At 63.4% G+C, this 24,041-nt stretch carries 26 protein-coding genes and 1 tRNA gene; 8 read left to right on the top strand and 19 right to left on the bottom strand.

The features are described 5' to 3' along the window. From AC4K8G_RS00840 to AC4K8G_RS00815, 6 genes are all read right to left on the bottom strand, one after another. Nucleotides 1–1,500, bottom strand: coding sequence for a tryptophan halogenase family protein (locus AC4K8G_RS00840; protein WP_491732295.1), 1,500 nt, complete (start codon nucleotides 1,498–1,500; stop codon nucleotides 1–3). Next, nucleotides 1,497–2,525, bottom strand: a complete 1,029-nt coding sequence (locus AC4K8G_RS00835) for a cupin-like domain-containing protein (protein ID WP_491732294.1) — start codon at nucleotides 2,523–2,525, stop codon at nucleotides 1,497–1,499. The genes AC4K8G_RS00840 and AC4K8G_RS00835 overlap by 4 nt, the downstream gene beginning before the upstream one ends. Then, on the bottom strand, nucleotides 2,518–3,237 hold the full coding sequence (locus tag AC4K8G_RS00830) for a SapC family protein (protein WP_491732293.1): 720 nt from the start codon (nucleotides 3,235–3,237) through the stop codon (nucleotides 2,518–2,520). Before AC4K8G_RS00830 ends, AC4K8G_RS00835 begins: the two co-directional genes overlap by 8 nt. Continuing rightward, nucleotides 3,234–4,769 (bottom strand): tryptophan halogenase family protein, encoded by a 1,536-nt coding sequence (locus tag AC4K8G_RS00825; protein WP_491732292.1) that lies wholly within the window; start codon nucleotides 4,767–4,769, stop codon nucleotides 3,234–3,236. Before AC4K8G_RS00825 ends, AC4K8G_RS00830 begins: the two co-directional genes overlap by 4 nt. 110 nt (nucleotides 4,770–4,879) lie before the next feature. Beyond that, complete coding sequence (locus tag AC4K8G_RS00820) at nucleotides 4,880–8,101, bottom strand: TonB-dependent receptor (protein WP_491732291.1); 3,222 nt, start codon at nucleotides 8,099–8,101, stop codon at nucleotides 4,880–4,882. Between the two features lie 168 nt (nucleotides 8,102–8,269). Beyond that, nucleotides 8,270–8,344 (bottom strand) — tRNA-Gln (locus AC4K8G_RS00815). Between the two features lie 178 nt (nucleotides 8,345–8,522). On the opposite strand from AC4K8G_RS00815, the gene AC4K8G_RS00810 reads away from it, so the two are divergent. Next, entirely contained in the window at nucleotides 8,523–10,574 is a 2,052-nt protein-coding gene (locus AC4K8G_RS00810) for a M13 family metallopeptidase (protein WP_491732290.1), read from the top strand. Nucleotides 10,575–10,584: 10 nt separating this feature from the next. Then, nucleotides 10,585–10,917: a DOPA 4,5-dioxygenase family protein gene (locus AC4K8G_RS00805; RefSeq protein WP_491732289.1), complete on the top strand. Its 333-nt coding sequence runs from the start codon at nucleotides 10,585–10,587 to the stop codon at nucleotides 10,915–10,917. On the opposite strand, the gene AC4K8G_RS00800 is transcribed toward AC4K8G_RS00805, so the two are convergent. From AC4K8G_RS00800 to AC4K8G_RS00765, 8 genes are all read right to left on the bottom strand, one after another. Beyond that, on the bottom strand, nucleotides 10,914–11,807 hold the full coding sequence (locus AC4K8G_RS00800) for a branched-chain amino acid aminotransferase (RefSeq protein ID WP_491732288.1): 894 nt from the start codon (nucleotides 11,805–11,807) through the stop codon (nucleotides 10,914–10,916). The genes AC4K8G_RS00805 and AC4K8G_RS00800 overlap by 4 nt on opposite strands. Before the next feature lie 34 nt (nucleotides 11,808–11,841). Further along, nucleotides 11,842–12,699, bottom strand: a complete 858-nt coding sequence (locus AC4K8G_RS00795) for a pyrroline-5-carboxylate reductase family protein (protein ID WP_491732287.1) — start codon at nucleotides 12,697–12,699, stop codon at nucleotides 11,842–11,844. Beyond that, nucleotides 12,696–13,205 (bottom strand): type III secretion system chaperone family protein, encoded by a 510-nt coding sequence (locus AC4K8G_RS00790; RefSeq protein ID WP_491734379.1) that lies wholly within the window; start codon nucleotides 13,203–13,205, stop codon nucleotides 12,696–12,698. The genes AC4K8G_RS00795 and AC4K8G_RS00790 overlap by 4 nt, the downstream gene beginning before the upstream one ends. A 2-nt stretch (nucleotides 13,206–13,207) precedes the next feature. Beyond that, on the bottom strand, nucleotides 13,208–13,498 hold the full coding sequence (locus tag AC4K8G_RS00785; RefSeq protein ID WP_491732286.1) for an accessory factor UbiK family protein: 291 nt from the start codon (nucleotides 13,496–13,498) through the stop codon (nucleotides 13,208–13,210). A gap of 98 nt (nucleotides 13,499–13,596) precedes the next feature. After that, nucleotides 13,597–14,109 carry a TspO/MBR family protein gene (locus AC4K8G_RS00780; protein ID WP_491732285.1) on the bottom strand — a complete coding sequence of 171 codons (513 nt, stop codon included), beginning with the start codon at nucleotides 14,107–14,109 and terminating at the stop codon, nucleotides 13,597–13,599. Further along, nucleotides 14,102–14,830 (bottom strand): TlyA family RNA methyltransferase, encoded by a 729-nt coding sequence (locus tag AC4K8G_RS00775; protein ID WP_491734378.1) that lies wholly within the window; start codon nucleotides 14,828–14,830, stop codon nucleotides 14,102–14,104. Before AC4K8G_RS00775 ends, AC4K8G_RS00780 begins: the two co-directional genes overlap by 8 nt. A 5-nt stretch (nucleotides 14,831–14,835) precedes the next feature. Further along, nucleotides 14,836–16,758, bottom strand: a complete 1,923-nt coding sequence (gene dxs / locus AC4K8G_RS00770; protein ID WP_491732284.1) for a 1-deoxy-D-xylulose-5-phosphate synthase — start codon at nucleotides 16,756–16,758, stop codon at nucleotides 14,836–14,838. Nucleotides 16,759–16,844: 86 nt separating this feature from the next. After that, nucleotides 16,845–17,165, bottom strand: coding sequence for an ArsR/SmtB family transcription factor (locus AC4K8G_RS00765; RefSeq protein WP_491732283.1), 321 nt, complete (start codon nucleotides 17,163–17,165; stop codon nucleotides 16,845–16,847). A 109-nt stretch (nucleotides 17,166–17,274) separates the two neighbouring features. Between AC4K8G_RS00765 and AC4K8G_RS00760 the strand changes: the two genes are divergently transcribed. After that, entirely contained in the window at nucleotides 17,275–18,054 is a 780-nt protein-coding gene (locus AC4K8G_RS00760; RefSeq protein ID WP_491732282.1) for an SDR family NAD(P)-dependent oxidoreductase, read from the top strand. Between the two features lie 37 nt (nucleotides 18,055–18,091). Here the strand turns inward: AC4K8G_RS00760 and AC4K8G_RS00755 are convergent, their stop codons facing one another. Beyond that, nucleotides 18,092–18,556 (bottom strand): Fur family transcriptional regulator, encoded by a 465-nt coding sequence (locus tag AC4K8G_RS00755; protein WP_491732281.1) that lies wholly within the window; start codon nucleotides 18,554–18,556, stop codon nucleotides 18,092–18,094. Nucleotides 18,557–18,606: 50 nt separating this feature from the next. Beyond that, nucleotides 18,607–18,975 carry a MerC domain-containing protein gene (locus tag AC4K8G_RS00750; RefSeq protein ID WP_491732280.1) on the bottom strand — a complete coding sequence of 123 codons (369 nt, stop codon included), beginning with the start codon at nucleotides 18,973–18,975 and terminating at the stop codon, nucleotides 18,607–18,609. Nucleotides 18,976–19,075: 100 nt separating this feature from the next. Here AC4K8G_RS00750 and AC4K8G_RS00745 point away from each other — a divergent pair, with 100 nt between their 5' ends. Both AC4K8G_RS00745 and cutA read left to right on the top strand, forming a co-directional pair. Further along, nucleotides 19,076–20,131 carry a COX15/CtaA family protein gene (locus AC4K8G_RS00745; RefSeq protein ID WP_491732279.1) on the top strand — a complete coding sequence of 352 codons (1,056 nt, stop codon included), beginning with the start codon at nucleotides 19,076–19,078 and terminating at the stop codon, nucleotides 20,129–20,131. Next, the gene (cutA, locus tag AC4K8G_RS00740) at nucleotides 20,128–20,442 is read left to right on the top strand and encodes a divalent-cation tolerance protein CutA (protein ID WP_491732278.1); all 315 of its coding nucleotides are present in this window, start codon (nucleotides 20,128–20,130) and stop codon (nucleotides 20,440–20,442) included. The genes AC4K8G_RS00745 and cutA overlap by 4 nt, the downstream gene beginning before the upstream one ends. Here the strand turns inward: cutA and AC4K8G_RS00735 are convergent. Beyond that, a complete protein-coding gene (locus tag AC4K8G_RS00735; RefSeq protein WP_491732277.1) occupies nucleotides 20,439–21,158 on the bottom strand; it encodes a Crp/Fnr family transcriptional regulator in 720 nt (239 codons plus the stop codon). The two genes, cutA and AC4K8G_RS00735, sit on opposite strands and share 4 nt — an antisense overlap. A gap of 178 nt (nucleotides 21,159–21,336) precedes the next feature. On the opposite strand from AC4K8G_RS00735, the gene AC4K8G_RS00730 reads away from it, so the two are divergent. After that, on the top strand, nucleotides 21,337–21,522 hold the full coding sequence (locus tag AC4K8G_RS00730) for a hypothetical protein (protein ID WP_491732276.1): 186 nt from the start codon (nucleotides 21,337–21,339) through the stop codon (nucleotides 21,520–21,522). A gap of 5 nt (nucleotides 21,523–21,527) precedes the next feature. On the opposite strand, the gene AC4K8G_RS00725 is transcribed toward AC4K8G_RS00730, so the two are convergent. Both AC4K8G_RS00725 and AC4K8G_RS00720 read right to left on the bottom strand, forming a co-directional pair. Further along, nucleotides 21,528–21,830, bottom strand: coding sequence for a hypothetical protein (locus tag AC4K8G_RS00725; RefSeq protein ID WP_491732275.1), 303 nt, complete (start codon nucleotides 21,828–21,830; stop codon nucleotides 21,528–21,530). A 120-nt stretch (nucleotides 21,831–21,950) separates the two neighbouring features. Beyond that, on the bottom strand, nucleotides 21,951–22,466 hold the full coding sequence (locus AC4K8G_RS00720) for a hypothetical protein (protein ID WP_491732274.1): 516 nt from the start codon (nucleotides 22,464–22,466) through the stop codon (nucleotides 21,951–21,953). A gap of 406 nt (nucleotides 22,467–22,872) precedes the next feature. Between AC4K8G_RS00720 and rplM the strand changes: the two genes are divergently transcribed. Next, nucleotides 22,873–23,352, top strand: a complete 480-nt coding sequence (rplM, locus tag AC4K8G_RS00715; protein ID WP_491732273.1) for a 50S ribosomal protein L13 — start codon at nucleotides 22,873–22,875, stop codon at nucleotides 23,350–23,352. After that, nucleotides 23,352–24,020 carry a 30S ribosomal protein S9 gene (gene rpsI / locus AC4K8G_RS00710; protein ID WP_491732272.1) on the top strand — a complete coding sequence of 223 codons (669 nt, stop codon included), beginning with the start codon at nucleotides 23,352–23,354 and terminating at the stop codon, nucleotides 24,018–24,020. The genes rplM and rpsI overlap by 1 nt, the downstream gene beginning before the upstream one ends. Nucleotides 24,021–24,041 lie beyond the last annotated feature (21 nt).

Here is a 24,041-nt window from a genome sequence, read left to right as displayed (position 1 = left end):
TTACGCCGCATCGGCATTCGCCGCCCCGCAATAACGCGCAACATAGGCAGGGTGATCGGGGAGTCCCGCGACGGTTTGCGCAACATTGTCGCGGATGGTCGACAAGAGCTTCGTCATCTCGGCATCGCTAAGCTTGGTCGCGATCGGATGATAGGATTTCGGCATGATCCCCTGCCCCATCATGACCTGCACCCAGCTATTCTCCGCGAACAATTCCTCGTTACGGCGGAACACGCGACCGGTGTCGCGGAACAGCTCGATTTTCTGCGTGAGGCTGTCGGGCACGTCCATGTCCGCGCAATAGCGCCAGAACTCGCTGTCGCGCCGGTCCGTGGCCTTGTAGTGCAAGATCAGGAAGTCGCGGATCTGCAGGTAATCCTGCTCCATCTGGTCGTTGAACTCCAGGATGTCGCGGTCGCTGATCTCGCTGAGCGGCAGCATCCGGATTAGCCTGAGGACGGCGCGCTGGATGAGGTGGATGCTGGTCGATTCCAGCGGCTCCATGAACCCGCTCGACAAGCCAACCGCGACGCAGTTCTTGACCCACTGCCGTCGCCGCATCCCCGCCTTGAACCGCAGCACATTGGGCTGCGTCAGCGTGTCGCCTTCAATGTCTCCCAACAGCCGCTCAAGCGCCGCGTCCTTGTCGAGATAGCGGCTGCAGAAGACGATTCCGTTTCCGGTTCGATGCTGCAGCGGGATGCGCCAGCGCCACCCGGAATCATGCGCGATGGCGAGCGTGTAAGGAACCGCCGGCCGCACCGAGCGAGTCTGGATCGCGATCGCGCTGTCGTTGGGCAGCCAATGCGTCCAATCTTCGAACGCCGAGCCAAGCGTACCATCGATCAGCAGCGCCCGAAATCCAGTGCAGTCGATGAACAGATCGCCTTCGATGCGCTGTCCGGATTCGAGCTTCAGCGCGGCAATGTCGCCACTTGCACTGTCGACTTCGACCTCTGCGATCTTGCCTTCGACGCGGGTCGCGCCGTCCTTCTCGGCCATCGCACGCAGGAACTTCGCATAGAGCGAGGAATCCAGCTGGTAGGCGTAGTTCATCCGATCGTCGGGAAGGTGCGCGAACTTGCCCGCGTAGGCCGCCATCAGTTCGAGGCAATAATCGTCGTAAGGCTGCTGGTGCCCCCGCTCGAGGCCGTTCATCCAGAAGTGCTGAAAGCCCGCGCTCCAGTGATCCTTTCCGGTCGTTCCGAAGCTGTGGAAGTAGCGATGACCGACTTCCTTCCAATTCTCGAAGCCGATGCCGAGCTTGAAGGTCGCCTGCGTCGCCCGCATGAACTCGGCTTCATTGATGCCGAGCAGCCGGTTGTAGGTGACGAGCGGCGGGATTGTGCTTTCGCCAACGCCGATTGTCCCGATCTGGTCGGACTCAATAAGCGTGAGCTCGGTCGCGTGGCCGAGAGTCTTGGCGATCGCAGCGGCGGCCATCCAGCCAGCGGTGCCTCCGCCGGCAATAACGATGCGCCTCAGTGGCCACGCGCTCATCGCGACAAGCTCCGGAGCAGGTTGGCGCGGATTCGGCCGGCGCTTTCGGCATCGAGCGGCGCAAGGATGCCGCGCGCGCTCTCAGGGATATGATCGGCCGCAATCGTTGCATCCCCGAAGACGTAATATTCGAACATCTGCCTCCACACCTGCTTCTCAGCATCGGGCAAGTCGCGGATCGCCAGCAATGCGTGATTGAGCGCATCCTGCGGCTGAGCGAGGAAGCGCGCCGTATCGCGCCACCAATAATTCACCAACACATTGAACGGCGCGAGCGCCTCGACGTGATGCCACCACATCGATGGAATGAAGATCGCGTCCCCCGGCTCAAGCTCCGCAACCTGCGCTGTTTTCAGCGCGTCGCGAAAACGCGGGAACGCATCGAAGTCCGGCTTTCGCAGGTCGACCATGCTGACCGGGCGACCGGCAGGCGTGAAATCTATCGGGCCGGCATACAAATTCACGAACTGCTCGGGCGGAAACAGGGTGAAACGCCGCCTGCCGACAGCACAGCAGGCCAGATTGCTTGGGAAATCGTTGTGCGCGGCAATTCGCGTGCGGGTGCCGATCCAGATGCTTTCGATTGGCTGGCGATCGCCAAGGTCGACGTGGTTGGTTTCGTGAAGCCCATCGAAATAGCCCTGCACGTCGACCGACGAGAGGTAGATCGCCGGAGCGTCCCGCTTGTCCTCGTTGGCGTCGATCCCGGCGAAGATGTCCGCAAGGTCACCTTTGCCCGTGCGGAAGTTCATGCCCATCGCTGCGTTGTAAAACAGCCGATCGCCGCCGCCAGGCTCCCCGATGTTGACGGTGAACGCACGGTCGCGGCGATGTTGCAGCAGGTAGGCGCGTGCGGCTGTCCCGCTCTCCAGCCCTGCCTTGACCAGCGGCCAGTCTGCGATCAGTCCGCGGACCACAAACGGCTTCTCGGCATCCTTCAATCGCGCGTCGATCTCCGCCGCCGACACGCGCTCTTCGGCGACTGGCCTCGGCGCATCGCCGTGCGAAGCCGCCGCATCAGCCATGACCAGCCTGACGGTTCTTGCGCTCCACGAGCCGCGCGAGGTTCGACAGCGATGCGATGGCCATGAAGATCGGCATCAAATGGCCGGCGGAGTGAAGCTCATTTATTGCGCCTGCCTCGAGCGCGCTGAGCTTCTCCTCGTCGATCAAATGATAGCCGACCAGGCGATGGCTTGATCCGTCGCGGAGCTCCACGTCGAACGAGAATGGCTCAAGCAACTCGTAACGTTCGAGCGCGGCATAGAAATTCGCGCTTGCGCGATAGCCTTGATCAAGTTCATCCAACCCGCCCATCACGTCTTCGAGATAAGGCGTCGGGCGCCCGTGCTCGTCAAACGCGCGAAGCCCCTCTTCACCGCCCTGAGCGATGCGCTTGTGCTCTATGTCGATGTGGACTTCGGCCTCGTCCGCGCCCTGAGCCCGTCCGATCAGGAACGGTTGGATCGACAAAGCGAGCGGACGGTAGCTTGCATCCCACTCACCGTCCTCAAGGAACAGGTTTTCTCCGTTCTCGAAGCCGAACAACGCGAGCGCCGAGAATTTTCCGCTTTCGAGGTCGCGTCGGAACAGGATCGGGAATTCGTTCTGAACGCGGCGGAATTCGTTCGGCACCGTGATGCAGGCCATGACTGCATCGCCAAGCTCGGCCGATGCGCCGCCGCGGATGCGAATATCGCGATGCGCTTGGCTGTCGAGAGCAACGTGACTGGTCATCCCTGGCTGGTTTTCTCCGCCTTGCTTGTTGCCGCGCCGAGGAGCGCCCGGTTCGTTGGCAGCGCGGTTAGCAAACCGCGCGTGCGCTGCCGAATCTGCTCAAACTGGCGCCGCAGTGATTCACCCGGCGTCGGCAGCACTACGGGCACAGATCCCCGCATTCCGTAAAAGACATATTGGTAGCTGCCGGCGGGGAAGATCTCGTTCGACAGCGGCAAGTCGTAGGACGAGGGCGGCTGGTCACGCCAAAGGGCCAGCAGATCGGCAAGTCGCGGCGGGATGCTCTCGGGATCTCGCTGCGCCAGCCAGTATGGCTCGCTCCGCCTGCTCAGCGCGTAGTGAAGCTTGAGGAACTCGACGACGCGGTCCCAGCGCGTGCGGAACAGATCGTTGAACCGAGCGGCGTGGATTGGCAGCACATCCGCGGTCGCGGGAAAATTGTCGGTCAGCGCATTCAGCGACAGTTCGATCATGACGATCGCCGACGCCTCGAGCGGTTCGATGAAGCCGGCGCTGAGACCGATGGCGATGCAATTACCTCTCCAGAATTCCGCTCGGTGGCCGGTCGGGAAGGACAGCGCACGCGGATTGAGATCGGCGACCGCGCGGTCGCCGACCGCTCGAGCGACGTAATCCCGAAGGATCTTGTGCGCGCCGTCGTCGTCCAGGAACCGCGAAGAATAGACGCAGCCGATGCCGCGCCGGGTCGGCAGACCGATGTCCCACAACCAGCCCGCTTCATGCGCGGTCCCTATGGTCTGCGACTCAATTGGTGAATTCGGCTCGACCGGTACTTGAGCCGCGAGCGCGCGATCGTTGGCGAGCACGCCGCCGCGGTCGATCCAGTCGACCCCGAAATGCTTGCCGATGAGCAGCGCTGCGTGGCCCGAGCAGTCGATGAAAAGGTCGCCTTCCACAGCGATTCCTTCGCGCGTCCGAACTGCTTCGATATTGCCATCGGGACCGGCGTCGACGCCGACGACTTCGTCGCGCAAGTGAGTGACGCCGAGCGCCTCTACCGCGTGGCGGGATAGCCGGGCGGCAAGCTTCGCGGCATCGAGATGGTAAGCGTAATTGAGCGCGCCCGCATAAGGCGGCATCGACTGCTGGCGAGGCGCAAGCTGCGCTTCGCAGATTGCCGGCTGCGCGCCGACCGCGAACGCGAACGGCGCACGGGGCGCCAGTTCCCGCCACGCGCTGACCAGCTCCGAGGCGTCGCCGTCGGGCGGTGGGCTGAACGGGTGGTAGTAGAAATCGCCCTCGCCGCCGGTCACCCAGCCGTCAAACCGCGAGCCCTGCTTGAAGCTCGCGTCGCATGAATTGAGGAAGTCGTCCTCGTCCAGCCCGATCGCCGACAGCGTTGCGCGCATGGTGGGCCACGTACCCTCGCCCACGCCGATCGTGGGGATATTGGGCGCTTCGATGAGAGTAATCGAGAGGGGTCCGCGACCATTCGCCGCGCCTTTGGCGGCCAGCAGGCAGGCCGAGAGCCAGCCGGCCGTACCGCCGCCAACAATCACGACGCGCCTCATCGGCCCATTTCCCGGGTGTCGAACATGTTAGAGGCTTCGTCTCTCCCGATTGCCAGAGTGTCCATGAAGGGGTTCGAACACTCTGGCATGGGAGAGAGGGAAGTTAAACCTTAGCTCCCGCGTTCACCCCGTTCGGCCGGCGGTGGCGGTGGCGGCGGAACCGGGCAGGCCGATGTCGCCAGGATCACCGAGCCGTCCGCGCAGGTCTGCGTCGCGGCAGGCGCTGGTGGCGGCGGCGGCACATAGACCGGCGGCGGCGGCGCTGCCCTTGGCCCATCTCCACCGAAGGTGAAGCGAAGGCCCGCCGTGTATCGCGCGAACCCAGGCGACACGAAGGTTACGTTGTTCTTGTGCCGCATGTGTCCACGGCGCTTGGAACCGGTGAGGTTGATGCCTTCCACGAAGGCGGTGACACCTTTCATGACCTCGTAGCTCGCGCTTCCATCGAGCTGGCCATAGGCCTCGACGTAGGTCGGGTTTGGACCGCTTCCGGCGAGGAACTTGTCACGCCAGTTGTAGGCCAGGCGCGCCTGGATTCCGTGCTTGTCGTAGAACAACACGGCGTTGGCGCTGTCGCTGAGGCCAACCAGCGCGAACTGCGGGACGCTCGCGGGCAGCTCGTTGTTATACTTCGCGCTGCCGTTGACGATCGTATAGTTCGCGATGACCCCGAAGCCGGTGTTCCACAGACTGTGCTGGATGTTGAATTCCCAGCCATGGATGGTCGCCTTCTGGTCCGAATTAGTCGGTGTGTTGATCTCGAAGTTGAGCAGCGGATCTTCGGGCAAGGTTTGAATTAGCTTCTGCCCGGTACCCGTGGTGATCACCGTGCTCGGGTAATTTGCGATGATGTAATCGCGAATAGCGCCGGCGGTCGCGCCAGCCCCGAGCGCTGCGATCGCCGCGAGATAGCGAGGCCCGCCGACCGGCGTCCTCAGGTCGAAAGCGTTTTGGTCGACCCGGGTGGTCGAAATGAAGTTCGAGACATCCTTGTGGAAATAGCCGACCGACAGGTAGCTGAGGGGTCCGTAATACCACTCCGCCGACAGATCGACGTTCTTCGATTTGTACGGCAACAAGTTCGGATTGCCCTGGCTGCCGGTGCCGCCGCCGACACGGAACAGCGTGTCGAGCGAGAGGCCGCCTTGCATGCTCGCATAATCAGGCCGGGTTATCGTGTGGCTGTAGGACGCGCGCAGCTTCACATTGTGGATCGGCTCGACGTCGAAATCGATGGCCGGGAGCCATTCGTGATACTTGCCCTTGAGCGTCGTGAAATCGCTTTGGCCGGTAAAGATCAGATTGAATTCATTCTCGGCCACCCATTGAGTGTTCGAGGGAACCGGCACGAGGGCGGATGAGTTGATTCTCGTGCGCTCGTAACGGAGACCCGCGCGAATGTGCGACGGGCGTTCGAACAGGTCGAACGTCATGTTCGCTTGGAGGTAAGGCGCGAGCGTCTTTTCCTTGATCCGGCGATCGGTCGAGAACTTTGCCAGACAGCCATCGCCCGACGGCGTTCCGGTCAGCGGATGCGTGCAGGTGCCATAAAGCCCGTTGATGAGGTCGACCATTCGCTCGAAATCGAACGAATAGAAGGACTGGATCATGTTGGGGTCGTTGTGACCCGACAGGCCCGGGAATTTGTCCGGCAAACTCTGCAAAGTGAAGATGTCGTCAGGGATGTCGGATGCCGGTCCGGCGCCGCCCCACGTATCGTTCTGAAGCACGCCGAAGGCGGAGCGGATCTTGTTGTCGACGTAGGACACGCCGAAGTCGATGCTGTCGAGGAACGACCCATCGAAGTCCCAATTGCCCTTCAACTGACCCTGGTTGATGCGGTCCCTGAAGTAAGCGTTCCGGAACGCGTTTCCGGTTGGCGTGATGTTCGCCGGGTCCAGGGCATCGACCTCGGGATACATGTTGACGCTTATGACCGGCAGGTCATGTTCGTAATTGACCGTCTGGTTCGCGATTCCGAACACCGCATTACCGACGGACATGTTACTTCCGTACTTGTTGTTCGGTTTCGATACCGCGGTCGAATGGTGTCCATCGAGCTGGAGATGGAGCCGGTCGAAGACGTCCCACGCGAGGTTGGCGCCCAGCGACTTGTTGGTGCTGCGGTTGGAGGTAAGCGAGCCGCTGTAGCTCAGATCCTTACCAAGCGAGCAATTGGCATCCACGCCGGCGTGGCAGAAACGCTCCGTGTAGAAGATCGGACCTGCGACTGGGCCGTCGGTCCACTGGCTCGAAACGTCTCCGAAGTTGAACCAGATTCCGACGTTGCTGTTGCGGGTTTCGACGGTATTTCGCGAGTAGGTGTAATCGAGCGTCCCGGTCAGATTATCCATCGGGCGGAATTGCAGGACCGCCTGGCCGTTGATGCGTTTGCGATCGATGTCGTTGAGATCGTACGACGCATTCTGCTGCACCTGGTAGACGTCGGTCGGCCCCGGCCGATTGACCTGCTGGTCGTTGTTCGGCAGCGAGCCCCAGTTGTTTTCCGATCCGAGATAGCCGTCGCGCCAGCCGACGTTGGCCTGGTTCGTGCTGGACTTCCGCCGCTGGTACGACCCGGTCACGAGGATGCCGACGCGACCGTCGGCGAAGGTATCGCTGAAGATGCCCGAGATTTCCGGAGTGATATCGTTGTGGCCGTTCTGCGACGTGTCGAGCACGGCCCTTGCCGAAATACTGCCGCGCATGCCCGGACGATCGAGCGGACGCGGCGTCAAGATGTTGATCGTCGAGCCGATGCCGCCGGTGGGCAGCGTGACTCGGCCGGATTTATAGACTTCGACCGCCGCGATGCCTTCGGAAGCGAGGTTGCCGAAATCGAACGCACGCGAATTCGGCGGCTCGCCGCCGCCGCCGCTGAGCGATGACGTTGGCATCTCGCGGCCGTTGAGGAGAACGAGGTTATATTCCGGGCCGAAGCCGCGGACCGTGACGAATGAACCTTCTCCGTTCGAGCGGTCGATCGAAACGCCGGTGATGCGCTGGAGCGACTCGGCGAGGTTCGTATCGGGGAACTTGCCCATTTCCTCGGCGGAGATCGCGTCGACCACGCCCTGGGCGTTGCGCTTGATGTCCATCGACTGGCGGAGCGAGGCGCGAATGCCGGTGATGACAATGTCGTTGCCAGCTGTTCCCGGGGGCGCTTCGGCGGCCGTCGTATTGGCCGTATCCGGTCGCTGCTCTTCGGTCTGCTGGGTCTCATTGACCGGCGGCGGCGGAGCCGTTTGCGCGTGAGCCAAGGCTGGAACGAAGGCGACGACCGAGCCACCCAACATCAATCGATACAACGCGCGCTTGTGCAAAGCAGCCATGCCGCCATCTCTCCCCAGTTTTTGCGGCGGCCACGCCTCTTGCCGAGCGTTTACCCCCCACACGCATGCTCGTTGTGAACGTTCACTTTGTCAAGCGGTCAGTTAAATCCTGACGCGCCATTATTGGACAAAGGTGAGAGATTCGCTGAATTTGCAGCGCTTTAGCGCTGGCTGGGGCGGCAGGATTCGAACCTGCGAATGCCGGTACCAAAAACCGGTGCCTTACCACTTGGCGACGCCCCAGCAGGCGTGCCCCTATGCGGGGAAGGCCGGGCTTATAGCCGCCCCTTCGGCCAAGGGAAGGCCGCGGGTGCGCGCCGTTCGCCGATTGGTCGAAAGGCAGTTCGCGGGGCTCGCGTACCCGACTAGCGAGCGACCCGCATATTTGCTCAAACGCTGCGCTCGCCTGTTGGGGGACTCAATGACGAAATACCGCTTCCTGATCGCCGGATCGCTGTTGCTTTCATCCGCCGCGATCGCCGCGCCCATTTATCCGCCATCGGGTTTCGATCTCAGCGCGGTCGACAAGAGTGTGAAACCCGGCGACGACTTCTTCCAATATTCAAATGGCCTTTATCTGGCCCGCGCGGTGATTCCGAACGACCGGCCCGCGGTCTCGCGCCGTCTCGAGATGACCGACCGCATGGAGGCCAATCTCCATCAATTGTTGCAGGAAGCATCGAGCAGCGTCGGCGAGCAGCCAAGCGACGTGAAGGGCAAGGCCGGCGCGTTCTATTATTCGTTCATGGACGAACCAACGATCGACCGGATCGGCGTTTCCGCCATAGCCCCGGAGCTCGACGCTATCCGCGGCGCGTCCAGCGCGTCAGACCTCGCCCGCTTGATGGGCCAGGGATCTTACGATTTCTTTCCCGCGATCGTTTCGCCGTTCATCGACAGCGACCTCAAGGCGCCTGATAAATATGCGATCTATCTGAACCAGTCCGGCCTCGGGCTACCCGACCGCGATTATTATCTGAAGCCCGAATTCGCCGAGCAGCGCCAGGCCTACACCGCTTATGCGTCGAAGCTTCTCTCGCTGGCAGGCTGGGCCAATCCGGACGCCACCGCGGCACAGGCGATCGCGTTTGAATCGAAACTGGCCGAAGACAGCTGGGACAAGGCGAAGCTTCGCGACCCGACCATTCAGTATAACCCGAGCTCGACGGCCGAGCTCACGACGCTGGCGCCCGGGTTCGACTGGAACGCGTATCTCGACGGCGCAAAGCTCGGCGGGCGCGATCGCTATATCGTCGGCCAACCGGATGCCTTCACGCGCCTCGCCGCGACCTTCGCCTCGACACCGATAGACGTGGTCAAAGCATGGCTTGCGTTCCGCGCGACGGATGGAGCCGCACCTTACCTGTCAGCGCCGTTCGCGGATGCCAATTTCCAGTTCCGCGGCAAGACGCTGAACGGTCAAGCCGAGCAGCCCGTCCGCTGGAAGCGAGGAATGCTCGCGGTTGCGGGCGGCGATTGCGGAGCCGCGCCGGGCACCTGTTTCGGAACGCTGAATTGGGGCGTGGGAGAGCTCTACTCGCAGAAATATTTCCCAGCCGAGACCAAGGCCCGGATCGAGTCGCTGGTCGGCGACGTCCAGGCGGCCTTCCGCCACCGGCTCGAGCATCTCGACTGGATGAGCCCGGCGACGCGCGCCGAAGCGCTCAAGAAGCTCGACACCTACACGATCAAGGTCGGCTATCCGGACAAGAACCGCGACTATTCAAACCTGGTCATCCGCCGCGACGACCTGCTCGGCAACGTCCGACGATCCGCCGCGGCAGACTGGCAATTCTACGTCGATCGCAGCACCGGCCCTGTCGACAAGGGCGACTGGGGCATGACCCCGCAGACAAACGACGCCTACAACGGCTCGCTGCGCGATATCGTGTTCCCCGCCGGCATCCTGCAAGCTCCGATGTTCGATGCCGACGCGGACCCGGCTTATAATTATGGCGCGATCGGCGGTGTCATTGGCCACGAATTGACTCACGGCTTCGACGACCAAGGCCGCACGATCGATGCAGCTGGCGCTCTTCGCGACTGGTGGACCCCCAAGGATGCCGCCGAATTCAAGCGCCGCGCAACCATGCTCGGGGAGCAATATGCCAAGTTCGAGCCGGTGCCGGGCGTGCACATCAAACCGGAGCTGACCATGGGCGAAAACATCGCCGATCTCGGCGGCCTTACGATGGCGCTCGACGCCTATCATGCGTCGCTGAAGGGCGCGAAGGCGCCAATCATCGACGGCCTTACCGGAGACCAGCGCGTTTTCCTCGGCTGGGCGCAGGTTTGGGCGGGCAAGATGACGCCGGAGGCGATCCGCAACATGACCACCAGCGACCCGCACAGCTACCGCAAGTTCAGGGTCAATGGCGTCGTACGCAATATCGACGCCTGGTACTCATCGTTCGGGGTGAAGTCGGGCGACGCGCTTTACGTCGCGCCGGACAAGCGGGTTCGCATCTGGTAGGGGCTCGCGGATGGCGAACCCCATCCGCGATTTTCACGCCCACCTCTATTACGATCCCGAGCAAGTCGAACTGGCGAAGCAACTCGCTGCGGCCGCGCAGCAGCGCTTTGGCGTCCCGGTCGGACATTTCCACTTACGCCCGGTCGGGCCCCACCCGCGCGGCAGTTGCCAGCTGACCGTGCCGCCCGAGCAGTTCGGCGAGATGGCGCAGTGGCTGGTGCTCAACCGCGGCCCGCTCACCATCTTCGCGCACGCCAACACAGGCGATGATCTCGCCGACCATACCGAACATGTGATCTGGTTCGGGCCGAGCGAAAGGCTCGACCTGTCGATTTTCGATTAGCTGTTGGGAATCCGGCCGTTGACCAGCTCGTCATAATCCTTTGCGAGCTGCCGGGTCAGATCGCCCACCTCGAACTTCCACGGGCCGACCGATTGCACCGCCGTTACCTCGACGGCGGTGCCGGCAAGGAACATCTGCTCAAAGCTTTCGAGCTCGTCCGGCCAGATCTCGCGCTCATGGACCTCGACCCCGCGCCGACGCGCAAGGTCCATCACTGTTCGCCGCGTGATCCCGTCGAGGAAGCAGTCGGGGATCGGCGTGTGGATCTCGCCATCGCGCACGAACAGCACGTTGGCGCCGGTCGCTTCGGCCACCCGCCCGCGCCAGTCGAACATCAAAGCGTCGTCATAGCCGTTATCCTCGGCATGCTGCCGCGACAGCGTGCAGATCATATAGAGGCCCGCCGCCTTTGACGCCGTTGGCGCGGTGTAGGGCGCCGGCCGCCGCCACGGCGCAATCTCCAGCCTGATCCCCTGCTCCGATTTGCGCGGATCGTAATATTTACCCCACTCCCACGCGGCGATCGCCATGTGCGGTTTGGTCGCACCGGGCGAGACACCGATCGATTCCGCGCCGCGCCAGGCGACCGGGCGCATGTAAGCGTCGGTCAGCCCGTTGGCCTTCAGCACTTCCTTGCAGGCTGCGTTGATTTCGTCGACCGACCAGGGAAGCTCGAACCCGAGCAGAGAGGCGCTCTTGCGCAGCCGCTCGCTATGATCGTTGAGCTTGAAAATCTCGCCATTGTAGGCGCGCTGTCCCTCGAACACGGATGATGCGTAATGCATCGCGTGAGTCAGGACATGGACATCCGCCTCACGCCACGGGACCAGCTTTCCGTCAAACCAGATCCAGCCGTCGCGGTCGTCGAAACTCGCTTCCTGACTTGCCATTCAATCCTCGATTTCATCCGCCCGCGAGACGCGCCTAGTGCACGCTCGCGCCCTCGGCAAGCGATGGCCCTTTGGCCTCCTGCGCGAGTTCCGCGGCGCGCTGAGCGGCAGCTTCGATCGTGACTGCGATCAGCTGCTCGAGCACCTTGTCGTGGTCGAGCACTTTGAGGCCCGCCTCCGTCGTCCCCTTGGGGCTTGCGACGCGCTTGGCGATCGCGTCCATGCTCTCGCCCGTAAACGCCGCCATCCAGGCCGTGCCGAACACCGTTTCGCGCGCGATGATCGAGGCGAGCTCATTGCTGAGACCGCGCTTCTCGCCGGCCTTGGTCAGCGCGTCGATGAAACGCGCGACATAGGCGGGACCTGCACCGGCCACGGAGCCGAGCGCCGCGAGCTTCGCTTCGTCCGCCATCCACGGCGTAAAGCCGATCGGCACGAACAGGTCAGCAAGCTGCTGCTGCAGCGCCTTGTCGACGTCCGGGCTGTAGAGGCCGATGACGCCCCGGCGCACCGCGACCGGCAAATTGGGCATCGCGCGCACGATCGCGGCCACACCTGGGAAGCGCTCGCGGAGGCTTGCGACCTCCACGCCGGCGAACAGCGAAATCAGCACCGTCTTGGCCGTCAGGTGCGACCGCAGTTCAGGCGCAATTTCATCCAGCTTCTGCGGCTTGAACGCGAGCACGACCAGCTTCGGCGGGGGTCCCGCATCGGCGATCGATTTGACTACGCGGGCATCGTCCACTGCCTTCCCGCTGGGCCGGATCACCGTAAGTCCGTTGAGGGACACGCCAGCCGACCGCCAGCCATCGAGGATCGCCGAGCCCATGTTCCCACAGCCGACGAACCAGCAAGGCTGCGGCAGTTGCGGCGGCTTACCTTCGGCGATCACGCTTCACCGTGCGTGTCGATGAGCGCCGCCGTGATGGCTTCGCCCGGCGACTTCCCGCCCCACAGGACGAACTGGAAAACCGGGTAGAAACGCTCGCATTCCTCGACCGCCGCCTCTGCGATGGCTTCTGCCTGCTCGAGGCTGAGCCCTTCGTCCTCGCGCGTGTCGAGGATGGTCGAGTGCCGGAAAACGACGAGGCCGGATCCCGACCACATCTCGAAATGGCCCAGCCACAATTGCTCGTTGATGAGGCTTAGCGCCTCATAAATCGCCATGCGCTTCTCCGGCACAACCTTGATGTCCGGGAACGCCAGGAACTGGAGCACCTGGTCCTCCGGGCGCCACACGCCGCGGAGCTCATACTGGGCCCAGCTTCCCGTTGCCGAGGCGACGATCTCGCCCTCGGCGGTGCGCTCACAGGCCCATCCGCGCGCTTCGAAATATTGCTCGAGCACTTCGATCGGGGCGCCATCGTCGCGCTCTTCCTGAACTTCCTCTTCGGTCAGGTTCACGCTCCCGGCTTGGCCTTGGGCTGGCGCTTGGCCGCGGGTGCGCCGCCGGCCGTGGCCTCCAGCGCCACGATCCGCGCCTTCAGGGCTTCGTTCTCGTCCCGCGCAGCAGCCGCCATGGCCTTGACCGCCTCGAACTCGTCGCGGCCGACAAAATCGGCGCCCGCCATCCATTCGCGCATCTTTTCGCGCGCCGAGGATTCTGCTTCGCGGCCCATTCCGGCCATGGTCCCGGCAAAGCCGTTCACCATCTTCACGAAGTCGTCGAACAGCTTGTTCTCGGACTGCATCGGACAATCTCCTTATCGGGCCGGCAGATAGGACCTCGGGCGGCGTTCCGCCACCCTCGCACCGGCGACTATCCCCGCAATCCCCAGTTAATTGACGGCTAGAAGAGGATTGAGCGGCTCGCGCCCGGGTTCAGCTGCTCGATGGCCGCATTGAGCGTCGCAGCGAATATCAGCCAGGCGAGATAGGGCACCATCAGTAGCCCGGCCGCGCGGCGTATCCGCAGGAACTGGCCGGCCGCCGCGGCGGCTAGCGCCGCCATGGCGAAGATCACCACCTTGGCGAGGGTGATATCGTGTCCCGAGAAGAAGATCGGCGACCAGGCGAAGTTCAGCGCGAGCTGGATCCAGAACAAGGTCAGCGCGGTCTTGCGGCGCGGCGACGGCAGCTCAGCCAAGATCATGGCAACCGAAATGCCGAGCAGCGCATAGAGGATCGGCCACACGATCCCGAACGCTGCTCCGGGCGGCATAAAGTCCGGCTTCACCAGAGCGTCGAACCACGGATTCCCGTAACCGCTGTTCGACAGCCAGCCGCTCAAGCCGCCGAGCAACTCGATCGCGAGGACCGTGACGATCGCCAGCTTCCACCAGTCCTTGCGCGCTTCAGCCATGCTTCTCCGCTCCAAGCAGGAACTCGACGTTGCCTTCAGGCCCGGTGATCGGGCTGGGCGTAATGCCGAACACGGTCCAGCCCTGCGATTCAACCCAGCCTTTGGCCTCGGTGCAGACGCGTTCGTGGACTTCCGGGTCGCGAACGACGCCGCCCTTCCCCACTTCCTCACGGCCTGCCTCGAACTGCGGCTTGATCAGCGCAACTAACCTGGCGCCCGGCTTGGCCAGCTTCAGCGGCGCTTCGAGCACCTTGGCGAGGCCGATGAAGCTTGCGTCGCAGACGATGATGTCGACCGGCTCGGAAATGAGCTGCGCGGTGAGGGCTCGGGCATTGGTCTGCTCGTGCACGATTACCCGCGGGTCCTGGCGAAGCTTCCATGCCAGCTGGTTGGTGCCGACATCTACCGCATAGACCTTGGCGGCCCCGCGGCTCAGCAGCACATCCGTGAAGCCGCCGGTCGAACTGCCGACATCCAGTGCAACAGCGCCGGTCACATCAAGCCCGAAATGCGTGAGCCCGTGGTCGAGCTTGATCCCACCACGCGAGACCCAGGGATGGTCCTTGCCCCGCACCTCAAGCGGCGCGTCTTCGGCCAGCATCTCGCCCGCCTTCGACAGCTTCCTTTCGCCTGAAAATATGGCGCCGGCCATGATCAGGGCTTGAGCGCGCGTGCGGCTGTCGGCCAGCCCACGGCTGACTAGGAGCTGGTCCGCTCGGATCTTGGCTACGCCCGGACCTCCTCGACACCCACGCTATTGCGGCGCAGCGCCTTGAGCACGGTCTCGACGATGTGCGGCGCGTTCAAGCGCGCCTCGTCATATTGCTTCTCTGGCTTGCCATGGTCCTGGAAGACGTCGGGCAAGCGCATGGTCCGAATCTTGAGGCCCCCGTCGACCAGCCCTTCGTCGCTGGCGAGGGTGAGCACATGCGCGCCGAGCCCGCCGATCGCGGCTTCCTCGACCGTCACAGCGACCTCATGGGTGGTCAGCAGCTTGCGGATCAATTCGCTGTCGAGCGGCTTGGCAAAGCGCAGGTCGGCGACCGTGGTCGACAGGCCCTTGGCCTCCAACTCATCGGCCGCCTTCTCGGCTTCCTCGAGCCGCGTGCCGAGCGACAGGATCGCGACCGTCTTGCCCTCTCGAATGATGCGGCCCTTGCCGATCTCCAGCGCCCGGGGCGTCTCGGGAAGCGGCACGCCCCTGCCCTCACCGCGCGGATAGCGCACCGCGATCGGTCCGCTGTCGTGCAGCGCCATAGTGTGGACCATGTGGCAGAGCTCGGCCTCGTCCGCGGCGGCCATCACCACGAAATTGGGCAGCGTGCACAAATACGCCAGGTCGAAGCTGCCCGCGTGCGTGGCCCCGTCGGCACCAACCAGCCCGGCGCGGTCCATCGCGAAACGCACCGGCAGGTTCTGAATCGCGACGTCGTGGACCACCTGGTCGTACGCGCGCTGGAGGAAGGTCGAATAAATGGTCGCGAACGGCCGGTAACCCTGCGCGGCGAGGCCCGCAGCGAAGGTCACCGCATGCTGCTCGGCAATACCGACATCGAAGGTGCGTTCGGGGAAGGCTTCCGCGACCTTGTCGAGCCCGGTCCCCGACGGCATCGCCGCGGTGATCGCAACGACCTTCTCGTCGCGCGCCATCTCAGCAGTCAGCGCCTTGGCGTAGACGCCGGTGTAGCTCGGCGCGCCCGCCGCGGCCTTGGCCTGGACGCCGGAGACGACGTCGAATTTCACGACACCGTGATATTTGTCGGCGCTGTTCTCGGCCGGCGCGTAGCCCTTGCCCTTTTGCGTGACGACATGGACCAGCATCGGCCCGATGTCGGCATCGCGGACATTCTCGAGAACCTCGACCAAAGCCCGCACGTCGTGCCCGTCGACCGGCCCCACATAATAGAAGCCCAGCTCCTCGAAGAGCGTCCCGCCCGTCAGCCAGCCGCGGGTGTATTCCTCCATCCGGCGAAGGCCGCTGTGGACGGAGTCCGGCATCGCGCGCGCCAGCTTCTGCGCGAGCTTGCGTGGCGTCAGATACTTGGTCGACGACACCAGCCGGGCGAGGCTGTTGCGCAGGCTGCCTACCGGCGGCGCGATCGACATGTCATTGTCGTTGAGGATGACGATCAGGCGGTTGCCGGCGGCCGCGGCGTTGTTCATCGCCTCATAGGCCATGCCGGCGCTCATCGCCCCGTCGCCGATCACCGCGATCGCGCGTCCCTGGGTCCCGGCGAGCTTGTTGGCGATGGCAAAACCGAGCGCGGCGGAGATCGACGTCGAGCTGTGCGCCGCGCCGAACGGGTCGTACTCGCTCTCGCTGCGCTTGGTGAAACCGCTGAGGCCTCCGCCCTGCCGAAGCGTGCGGATTCGGTCGCGGCGGCCGGTCAGGATCTTGTGCGGATAAGCCTGGTGCCCGACGTCCCAGATCAATTTGTCGCCGGGCGTGTCGAACACATAATGGGCCGCGACGGTAAGCTCGACGACGCCGAGCCCCGCCCCCAAATGTCCGCCCGTCACCGACACAGCCGAGATCATTTCCTGCCGAAGCTCTTCGGCAAGTTGCGGTAATTGCTCCTTCGACAGCGACCTCAAGTCGGCCGGAAGGTTCACAGTATCGAGGAGTGGTGTATCGGGACGATCGCTCATCGGCTCAGGCACTTACGCGGATGGCCCAAGGATGTCACCCGCACCTGCCCGCTCCGGTCCGATTTCAGCGATTGCTCAGGAAATGCTCAGGCCTGGGCGCTTAGGACCGCGTCGAGGAGTCCCGGAAAGCGGCGATCGATCTGGTCGCGGCGCAAGCGGCTGATGACCATCGTTCCCTGTTTGCGACTTTCGATCAGGCCCGCGCTCCGAAGAATCGTGAAATGATTGGACATTGTCGCGCGCGGGAGCTCGCATGATACGGTGCCGTTGCACGCCAAGCCCTCACCGTTCTGGTCTAGGTCGGCGCGAAGTCGCCGGACGATGTCCAACCGCGTCGGGTCCGACAGCGCGTGAAGCATGCTTGCCAGCGGAACGTCGTTCAGATTGGGGTGCGTAAACCTGGCCATGCCACTGATATAGAAGGCAAAGCTTGAAGTTCCAACTTTTATTTGTTCGGTTTTATTGAACTAATGAACAAGGCTGCCCATCTCCTCGCCCTCACCAATGGAGTAGCCCATGTCCGACTTTGCCTCCCCCTCTTCTTCACAGCCCCTCTCGGGCAAGACCGCGCTCGTCACCGGCGCGTCGCGCGGCATCGGCCGTGCCATCGCCCGCCGCCTCGCGTCCGACGGCGCGCACGTCTTCGTTCACTACAACAAGTCCGCGAGCGACGCGGATGCACTCGTCGGCGCGATCGAGCAGGCCGGCGGTTCGGCGGAGTCGATCGCCGCCAACCTCGAAGACGTAAAGTCGGTCGACCGGCTGATCGACGAGGTCAAGCAGCGCCTCGGCGACCGCAAGCTCGACGTGCTCGTCAACAATGCCGCGATCGCTGAGTTCGTGCCGTTTGCGGAGACCGACGCCGAGACGCTCGACCGCCAGCTCGCGGTCAACGTCCGCGCCCCCTTCCAGCTGACGTCCGGCCTCGTCGACTCGCTCGGCGATGGCGCACGCGTGCTGTTCACCAGCTCGGTCGTGGCCAAGACCTATTTCCCGGGCGCTCCGGCCTACGCCATCACCAAGGGTGCGATCGACACGCTGACCCGCCACCTTGCGGCGGAACTTGGCGAGCGCGGAATCCGCGTGAACGCCATCGCACCCGGCGCGACGGAGACCGATATGGCCGGCGCGTTGTTCGAGACCGATGAGTCACGCAATCAGATCAAGTCGCTTCAGGCCCTGAAGCGGATCGGCCAACCCGAGGATATTGCCGGTGTCGCCGGCTTCCTCGCGGGGCCCGACAGCGCCTGGGTCACCGGTCAGGTGATCGACGTTTCGGGCGGAATTAAGCTCTAAATGTGAGAGCCGAGGAGCGTCGCCGAGGCGGCGCTCCTCAGTTCGGCTCGCAGTCCCCGCACTTGCCGCGCACTTCGATGACCGGGCGCGGCGCGGAAAAACCGGCGCTCTTGGCAGCATCGCGGACGCCGCCCGACAAGCTGTCGTCGTCGAGATGAACGGTCTGCCCGCAATTGTCGCAGATCAGGAAAATGCAGTCGTGCAAGCAGTCGGGGTGTTGGTTCGCGACATAGGCATTCGCGCTTTCGACGCGCCGGGCGAGGTTCTTTGCGACGAAGAGGTCGAGGATCCGGTAGACGCTGTTAGCCGCGACACGACGCTCCTGCGCTTTCGAAACCGCCTCCGCGATGTCATAAGCGCTGGCCGGCTTGGTAAAGCCCGCGAGCGCTTCGAATACCGCCGCGCGCATATCGGTCCATTGCTCGCCCTGACGGGTCATGCGCTCGCGTGCCGCGCTCTTCAACGAATCGCCTTCGTGGAGCTGGTGGTCGTGGCTCGTCATTGGACTGCCTCTGATTAAACCGCGCCCCGGAGCGGAGCAAGCGCGCGAGCCTATTCCGCCGCCATCACGTTGAGGCGGTGGCCAAGCGCAAGGATCATCACGCCGATGACGGTGTAGAGCGCTTCCGTCCCATCGTGCGGCCGCGTCAGGGCGACGCCCATGATGCACAGTCCAAGGGCACCGATCAGGCTTGGCATGATGAAGCCGTGCTCGCGCATCCCGCGCACCAGCGCGATCGATCCAAGGATCATCGCCAGGGTCAGGCCGACTTCATGAATCCACGGCGCGCCGAGCGCATTGCCGGCCGCGGACACAAGCCCGAGCAGAACCGCAGTCGCGAGGCAGTGCACCAGGCACAGGCCGGACAAGGCCATCGCGATCCGGTCGAGCCGGCCGTGGGGAATCGAAAGTTGCGGCATGCGCGAGCGATATAGAATGTCATCCGTCAGGATACAACATCACATTTGATCCGAATGTCGCTTGCCGAGCACGAGTGGCGGCGCGATTAGGCTCGCTTCCATGGACTCGGCCCTTCCTGCATCTTCAGCCCGCCTGCCGGGCGCGAAACAGCCTCGCGCAATCTCCAACCTGCTGTTGCTCGTCGCCGCGCTGGTGTTCGCGATGGTCGTCGTCGGCGGGATTACTCGCCTGACAGAGAGCGGACTGTCGATCACTGAGTGGAAGCCGATTTCGGGCGCCATCCCGCCGCTCACCCAGGCTGACTGGCAACATGCCTTCGACTTGTACAAGGCAACGCCGCAATATCGGGAAGTCGCGGGCCCAGCCGGCATGACCTTGAGCGGTTTCAAGTTCATTTTCTTCTGGGAATGGGTGCACCGCTTCCTCGGCCGTATCATTGGTGTCGTGTTCGCGGTGCCGCTGCTGTGGTTCGCCGCCAAGCGCGCCATTCCTGCCGGCTATGGCTGGCGCCTCGCGGCCCTGTTTTTGCTTGGCGGCGCGCAGGGCGCGATCGGCTGGTTCATGGTCATGTCGGGGCTGGAGGGCCGGACCGAGGTCAGCCCGTACCGGCTCTCCGCCCACCTGCTGATGGCCCTGTTTCTGATGGGCGCCTTGATCTGGACCGCGCTCGATTTGCGCAATCCCGACCAGCGGCCCGCCAAGCTGACCCCGTGGGGCGTTGTTGCGCTGGCGACCTTGACCATCCAGCTGCTTCTCGGCGCCTGGGTTGCGGGTTTCCGCGCCGGCTATGTGTCCAACAGCTGGCCGGGCATGGAGGGCGGCTTCTTCCCGCGGGGCGTCGACTGGTCGCGCGGCGCTGGCTTCGCGCTAACTCACGACCCGTACCTGCTCCATTTCACGCACCGCTGGTGGGCCTGGGTCGTCGTCGCCGTGCTGGTACTCTTCGCCCGGCAGGTGAAGAAGATCGAAGGCGGGCGCGCCGCGTCGATCGCCATTCACTCCGCATTCGGCACGCAGATCGTCCTCGGCATCCTCACGGTCCTGTCCGGCATCGCAATCTGGCTGGCGGTGCTTCACCAGGCGACCGGCGCGCTGCTCCTCGCCGCGACCGTCTGCGGCGCGCATGAGATCGGCCAAAGGAACAGGGCGCGATGAGCATCGTCTCGGTCTACGCGGTCTTCGCCAATGCTGAAGAGGCCGAGCGGATTGGCCGCGCGGTCGTTGAGGAACGCCTTGCCCCCTGCATCAACATCCTGCCCGGCATGCGCTCGATCTACCGCTGGCAAGGCGCGGTGGAGTCGGCAGAAGAGGTGGCTGCGATCTTCAAGACCAGCACCGGGTCGGTGGACGCGCTGATGACGCGGATCGCGGCGCTGCACTCCTACGACGTGCCGTGCATCGTGACCTGGCCGATCGACAAGGTGCTGGCGAGCTACGCCGATTGGATTGAAGCCAGCACCGGCTAGAAGTCGCGCCGCTCCATATAGAGGTATGAAGGGTCGAACTCGGCGAGCCCTTCAAGCCCCCGCCGATCGCGAATTCTAAGCTGCCGATTCTCGAGCTCGACCAGCCCACGCCGCCTCAGTTCCTGCAACGTGCGATTGGCGTGCACGACGGTTAGGCCGAGGCACTCGGATAGCTCGCGCTGCGTGAGCGGGAATTCATAGCCGTCGCGATCAGCACGCCCGACGGCATCGAGCCGCGCGTAAAGCTCGCAAAACAGGTGGGCCATCCGGCAAATAGCCGAACGCTGCCCGAGCGAGAGCGCAAGCTCACGGTGAATGGCTGCATCGACATTGGTCGAGAACCAGTAGGCGCGCGCGAGCCGCGGATGCTGCTCCGTGATCTTCTGCAAGCGATCGTGCGGCACCACGGCGAGTGTGCAGTCGCTCAACGTCAGCACGTCGTGGTCGAGCCGCTTCAGGGTGAAGCCGTGAAGGTCCGCGAAGTCGCCGGCGACATGAAGCTCACTCACCTGGCGTTCGCCGCCGGCAAGGTCCTTGCTGCGCGCCATCCAGCCGTCGAGCAGGATAAGGCTGGAATTCAGCGCTTCGCCTGAGCGGATGAGGATCTGGTCGGCACGGACCGTGCGCGTCTCCGCGACTGCGCCGCGGATCGCCGCTTCTTCCTCGGTGCTGAGCTCGATACGCCGCTTCAGCTTTTTCAAATGTACAGTGATCATCTCCAAAAGCTTTGTGCATCGGGACCGCGCCAAACGCGGTTAACCTACGTTACTCCCCATCGCTCAAAAAAAACCCCGTAATTCCAATGTGAAAGCTTCACCGACAAGTAACTCAGGTGAATCGTTTCATGGCCGGGACATGTTAGGCAAACACCCGTTTCGGGGGGATTGTTCCGCTTTGCCAACGTATCGGCTGTACCGTCTCGATGGAGCGGGCAAGATCATTAGCGCCGAGTGGGTCGAAGCGGACAGCGACGAGCTCGCGCTTGCCGAAGCTCAGACTGTCGCGCGCGGCGCCGGCGTCTCTTATGAATTGTGGGACCGCAACCGCCTCGTGGGCAAAAAACCCACCGGCCAGCCATAGCGCGGCTATCCCCGGTTCGACTTTCCCATCCGATAAGGGACTTCATCAAGCTTGCGTTGCAGCGCATCAATCGACGCCTGATCCTCGCCGCCGCTCGCATATTTGGTCTCGATCTCGATTTCCTCGGGCGTCAGCTCGCGGAAATAGGTGATCGTGAGGCGTCGCCCGAAGACTTCGTCACCGCGTATCTTGAGCTCCGCCTCATGCTCCGCAGGGAGGTTGTCCCGGATCGTCTCGAGATAGCGGATGAGGTCGTCCAGCGACGTATATTCGCTGATGTCGATGAAGTCCTTGACGCGTCTCGGCACGGGTCGCTCTTACTCCGGCGGATCGTGAAGTGGGTTTGCGCTACGGCGCTTATGCGCCTTAGGCAACGCCTGTTTCATCCAAATTTTCCGCTTAAGCGGCGACCCGCGCCGCTGAGCCGATCAGGTGCGGTCGAGTGAGGGCTGCGCAGCCTGCGGCGCCTGCGGAGCGTCCCCGCAATTGCCACTGACGTTCAAGGTCACCTTGGGCGGCTTGCCGGCGCCCTGCGAGACGACTTCGGTCGTGCGCGTGCAGACCGACCTGCCGTTGCTGTAGGAAACGACGCTGGTGCTGTTCGCCCCGGACGGCATGTTGCCATAAGCGGCGACATTCATCCCCGGCGAAGCCATTGGCTGACGCGCCATCTGCTGGATTTGCTGGTTCATCCGCGCCATCATCTGGTCGAAGCCGGCGAAGGACGGCATTGCCGTCGGGGTCCATGTCCGCTCGGTCCCTGCGAGCTGACGCGGCTCGACCGTCACCTTGGGCGCGACATCACCGACATACTCGACGCGCGCAACCGACCCATCGGGCAGTGCGACGTTCATCACATGCGTTTTGGAGCCTGCGGCGATGCCGGTTCCGGCAACGGCCATGGCCGCGATGCCGCCAAGCGCGAGTGCGGCAATTGTCCTCATGAAACCCTCCGACAATCTGAATCAGCGACGTGGCGGAAATTATTCCGCCAGGCTGAACGCCAGATTGCTGCGCTCTGCGCTCCGAGGAAAGTTCATGAAGCCGTTAGATCACACCCAGCAGCCACAGCACCAGGATCAGGATCAACAGTCCGCCAAGTCCGATATACATGACACGCTCCCTATTTTTGGTTCGGCTGAGAAACCAAAGAGGAGCGGTCGTCGTTCCTTTCGTTGCAAAGCCGTTACGATACACCGCTTCGCAACAAGGCATGACCTCTACGGGTATTATTTTACCCGTCGAGAAAGTGCCGGATTTGCTTGACTTTTCGCCCCTTCATCGCGATTAGGCCGCTCGACGGCGGTGCCCTTTGGCGCCGCTTTTCTCATTCGAAAGAGGTCAATCGCCATGAAGGCGCTGATGAAGACGACCAAGTCGGCAAAGCCGGCCGAGGTCGATAAGAAGTGGCATCTGATCGATGCCGACGGTCTGATTGTCGGGCGCGTCGCGACGATTATCGCCAATATCCTCCGCGGCAAGCACAAGCCGAGCTTCACCCCGCACGTCGACTGCGGCGACCATGTCGTCGTAATCAACGCGGACAAGGTACGCTTCACCGGCCGCAAGCTCGCGCAGAAGACCTATTACAAGCACACCGGTTATGCCGGCGGCTTGAAGGAAGTCACCGCCGACAAGGTGCTCGAGGGCAAGTTCCCGGAGCGCGTGCTTGAAAAGGCGGTCGAGCGCATGATTCCGCGCGGTCCGCTGGGCCGCGACCAGATGCGCGCCCTTCACCTCTATAATGGCACGGAGCATCCGCACGCCGGCCAGAACCCTGAACCGCTCGACGTCGCGTCGATGAACCGCAAGAACAAGGTGGGCGCATAATGGCCGACAAAAAGTCTCTCTCCGATCTTGGCGAACTGACCAACCCGAAGCCCGAGGCCCAAGTTTCCGAGTCTCCTGCTGTCGAGGCTCCGGCCGAAGCGGCTGCGCCGACGGCTGAGGCCGAAACTCCGGCCGCTGAGGCCCAGGGTCGCCCCGAGCGCTCGTCCGGTTCGCGTGGCCGCGACGGCCGCCGCGGCAAGGACGACGTGGTCAACGATCATGGCGTTTCGACCCAGGGTCCGCAGATCCAGGCGGTGCTTCGCGAGCAGCAGCTCGACAAGCAGGGCCGCGCTTATGCAACCGGGCGCCGCAAGGACGCCGTCGCGCGCGTCTGGTTGAAGCCGGGCTCCGGCAAGATCGTGATCAACGGGCGCGAGCAGGAAGTTTATTTCGCTCGTCCGACCCTGCGCCTGATCATCAATCAGGTGTTCGACGTTACCGACCGCAAGGGCCAGTACGACGTCGAAGCGACCGTCAAGGGCGGCGGTTTGTCGGGCCAGGCGGGCGCTGTCCGTCACGGCATTTCGACGGCGCTGACCCGTTATGAGCCGGCGCTCCGCACGACCGTGAAGCGCGAAGGCTTCCTGACGCGCGACCCGCGTACTGTCGAACGTAAGAAGTACGGCCGCGCGAAGGCTCGCCGTAGCTTCCAGTTCTCGAAGCGCTAACCCGCTTCGCTGTTGCGTTAC

The organism is Sphingomonas sp. SP3, assembly GCF_058514305.1.
Note: the sequence above shows the minus strand (reverse complement) of the source record. Positions and strands in the feature narration are given on the sequence as shown.

Excerpts from the sequence above, each read along its gene's own strand:
- cutA (WP_491732278.1), top strand. The coding sequence starts at position 20,128 with ATGAGCATCGTCTCGGTCTACGCGGTCTTCGCCAATGCTGAAGAGGCC.
- AC4K8G_RS00830 (WP_491732293.1), bottom strand. The coding sequence starts at position 3,237 with ATGACCAGTCACGTTGCTCTCGACAGCCAAGCGCATCGCGATATTCGC.
- AC4K8G_RS00750 (WP_491732280.1), bottom strand. The coding sequence starts at position 18,975 with ATGCCGCAACTTTCGATTCCCCACGGCCGGCTCGACCGGATCGCGATG.
- rpsI (WP_491732272.1), top strand. The coding sequence starts at position 23,352 with ATGGCCGACAAAAAGTCTCTCTCCGATCTTGGCGAACTGACCAACCCG.
- rplM (WP_491732273.1), top strand. The coding sequence starts at position 22,873 with ATGAAGGCGCTGATGAAGACGACCAAGTCGGCAAAGCCGGCCGAGGTC.
- AC4K8G_RS00765 (WP_491732283.1), bottom strand. The coding sequence starts at position 17,165 with ATGGCCAGGTTTACGCACCCCAATCTGAACGACGTTCCGCTGGCAAGC.
- AC4K8G_RS00785 (WP_491732286.1), bottom strand. The coding sequence starts at position 13,498 with ATGCAGTCCGAGAACAAGCTGTTCGACGACTTCGTGAAGATGGTGAAC.
- AC4K8G_RS00745 (WP_491732279.1), top strand. The coding sequence starts at position 19,076 with ATGGACTCGGCCCTTCCTGCATCTTCAGCCCGCCTGCCGGGCGCGAAA.
- AC4K8G_RS00820 (WP_491732291.1), bottom strand. The coding sequence starts at position 8,101 with ATGGCTGCTTTGCACAAGCGCGCGTTGTATCGATTGATGTTGGGTGGC.
- AC4K8G_RS00835 (WP_491732294.1), bottom strand. The coding sequence starts at position 2,525 with ATGGCTGATGCGGCGGCTTCGCACGGCGATGCGCCGAGGCCAGTCGCC.
- dxs (WP_491732284.1), bottom strand. The coding sequence starts at position 16,758 with ATGAGCGATCGTCCCGATACACCACTCCTCGATACTGTGAACCTTCCG.
- AC4K8G_RS00760 (WP_491732282.1), top strand. The coding sequence starts at position 17,275 with ATGTCCGACTTTGCCTCCCCCTCTTCTTCACAGCCCCTCTCGGGCAAG.
- AC4K8G_RS00810 (WP_491732290.1), top strand. The coding sequence starts at position 8,523 with ATGACGAAATACCGCTTCCTGATCGCCGGATCGCTGTTGCTTTCATCC.
- AC4K8G_RS00755 (WP_491732281.1), bottom strand. The coding sequence starts at position 18,556 with ATGACGAGCCACGACCACCAGCTCCACGAAGGCGATTCGTTGAAGAGC.
- AC4K8G_RS00800 (WP_491732288.1), bottom strand. The coding sequence starts at position 11,807 with ATGGCAAGTCAGGAAGCGAGTTTCGACGACCGCGACGGCTGGATCTGG.
- AC4K8G_RS00780 (WP_491732285.1), bottom strand. The coding sequence starts at position 14,109 with ATGGCTGAAGCGCGCAAGGACTGGTGGAAGCTGGCGATCGTCACGGTC.
- AC4K8G_RS00720 (WP_491732274.1), bottom strand. The coding sequence starts at position 22,466 with ATGAGGACAATTGCCGCACTCGCGCTTGGCGGCATCGCGGCCATGGCC.
- AC4K8G_RS00735 (WP_491732277.1), bottom strand. The coding sequence starts at position 21,158 with ATGATCACTGTACATTTGAAAAAGCTGAAGCGGCGTATCGAGCTCAGC.
- AC4K8G_RS00840 (WP_491732295.1), bottom strand. The coding sequence starts at position 1,500 with ATGAGCGCGTGGCCACTGAGGCGCATCGTTATTGCCGGCGGAGGCACC.
- AC4K8G_RS00825 (WP_491732292.1), bottom strand. The coding sequence starts at position 4,769 with ATGAGGCGCGTCGTGATTGTTGGCGGCGGTACGGCCGGCTGGCTCTCG.
- AC4K8G_RS00805 (WP_491732289.1), top strand. The coding sequence starts at position 10,585 with ATGGCGAACCCCATCCGCGATTTTCACGCCCACCTCTATTACGATCCC.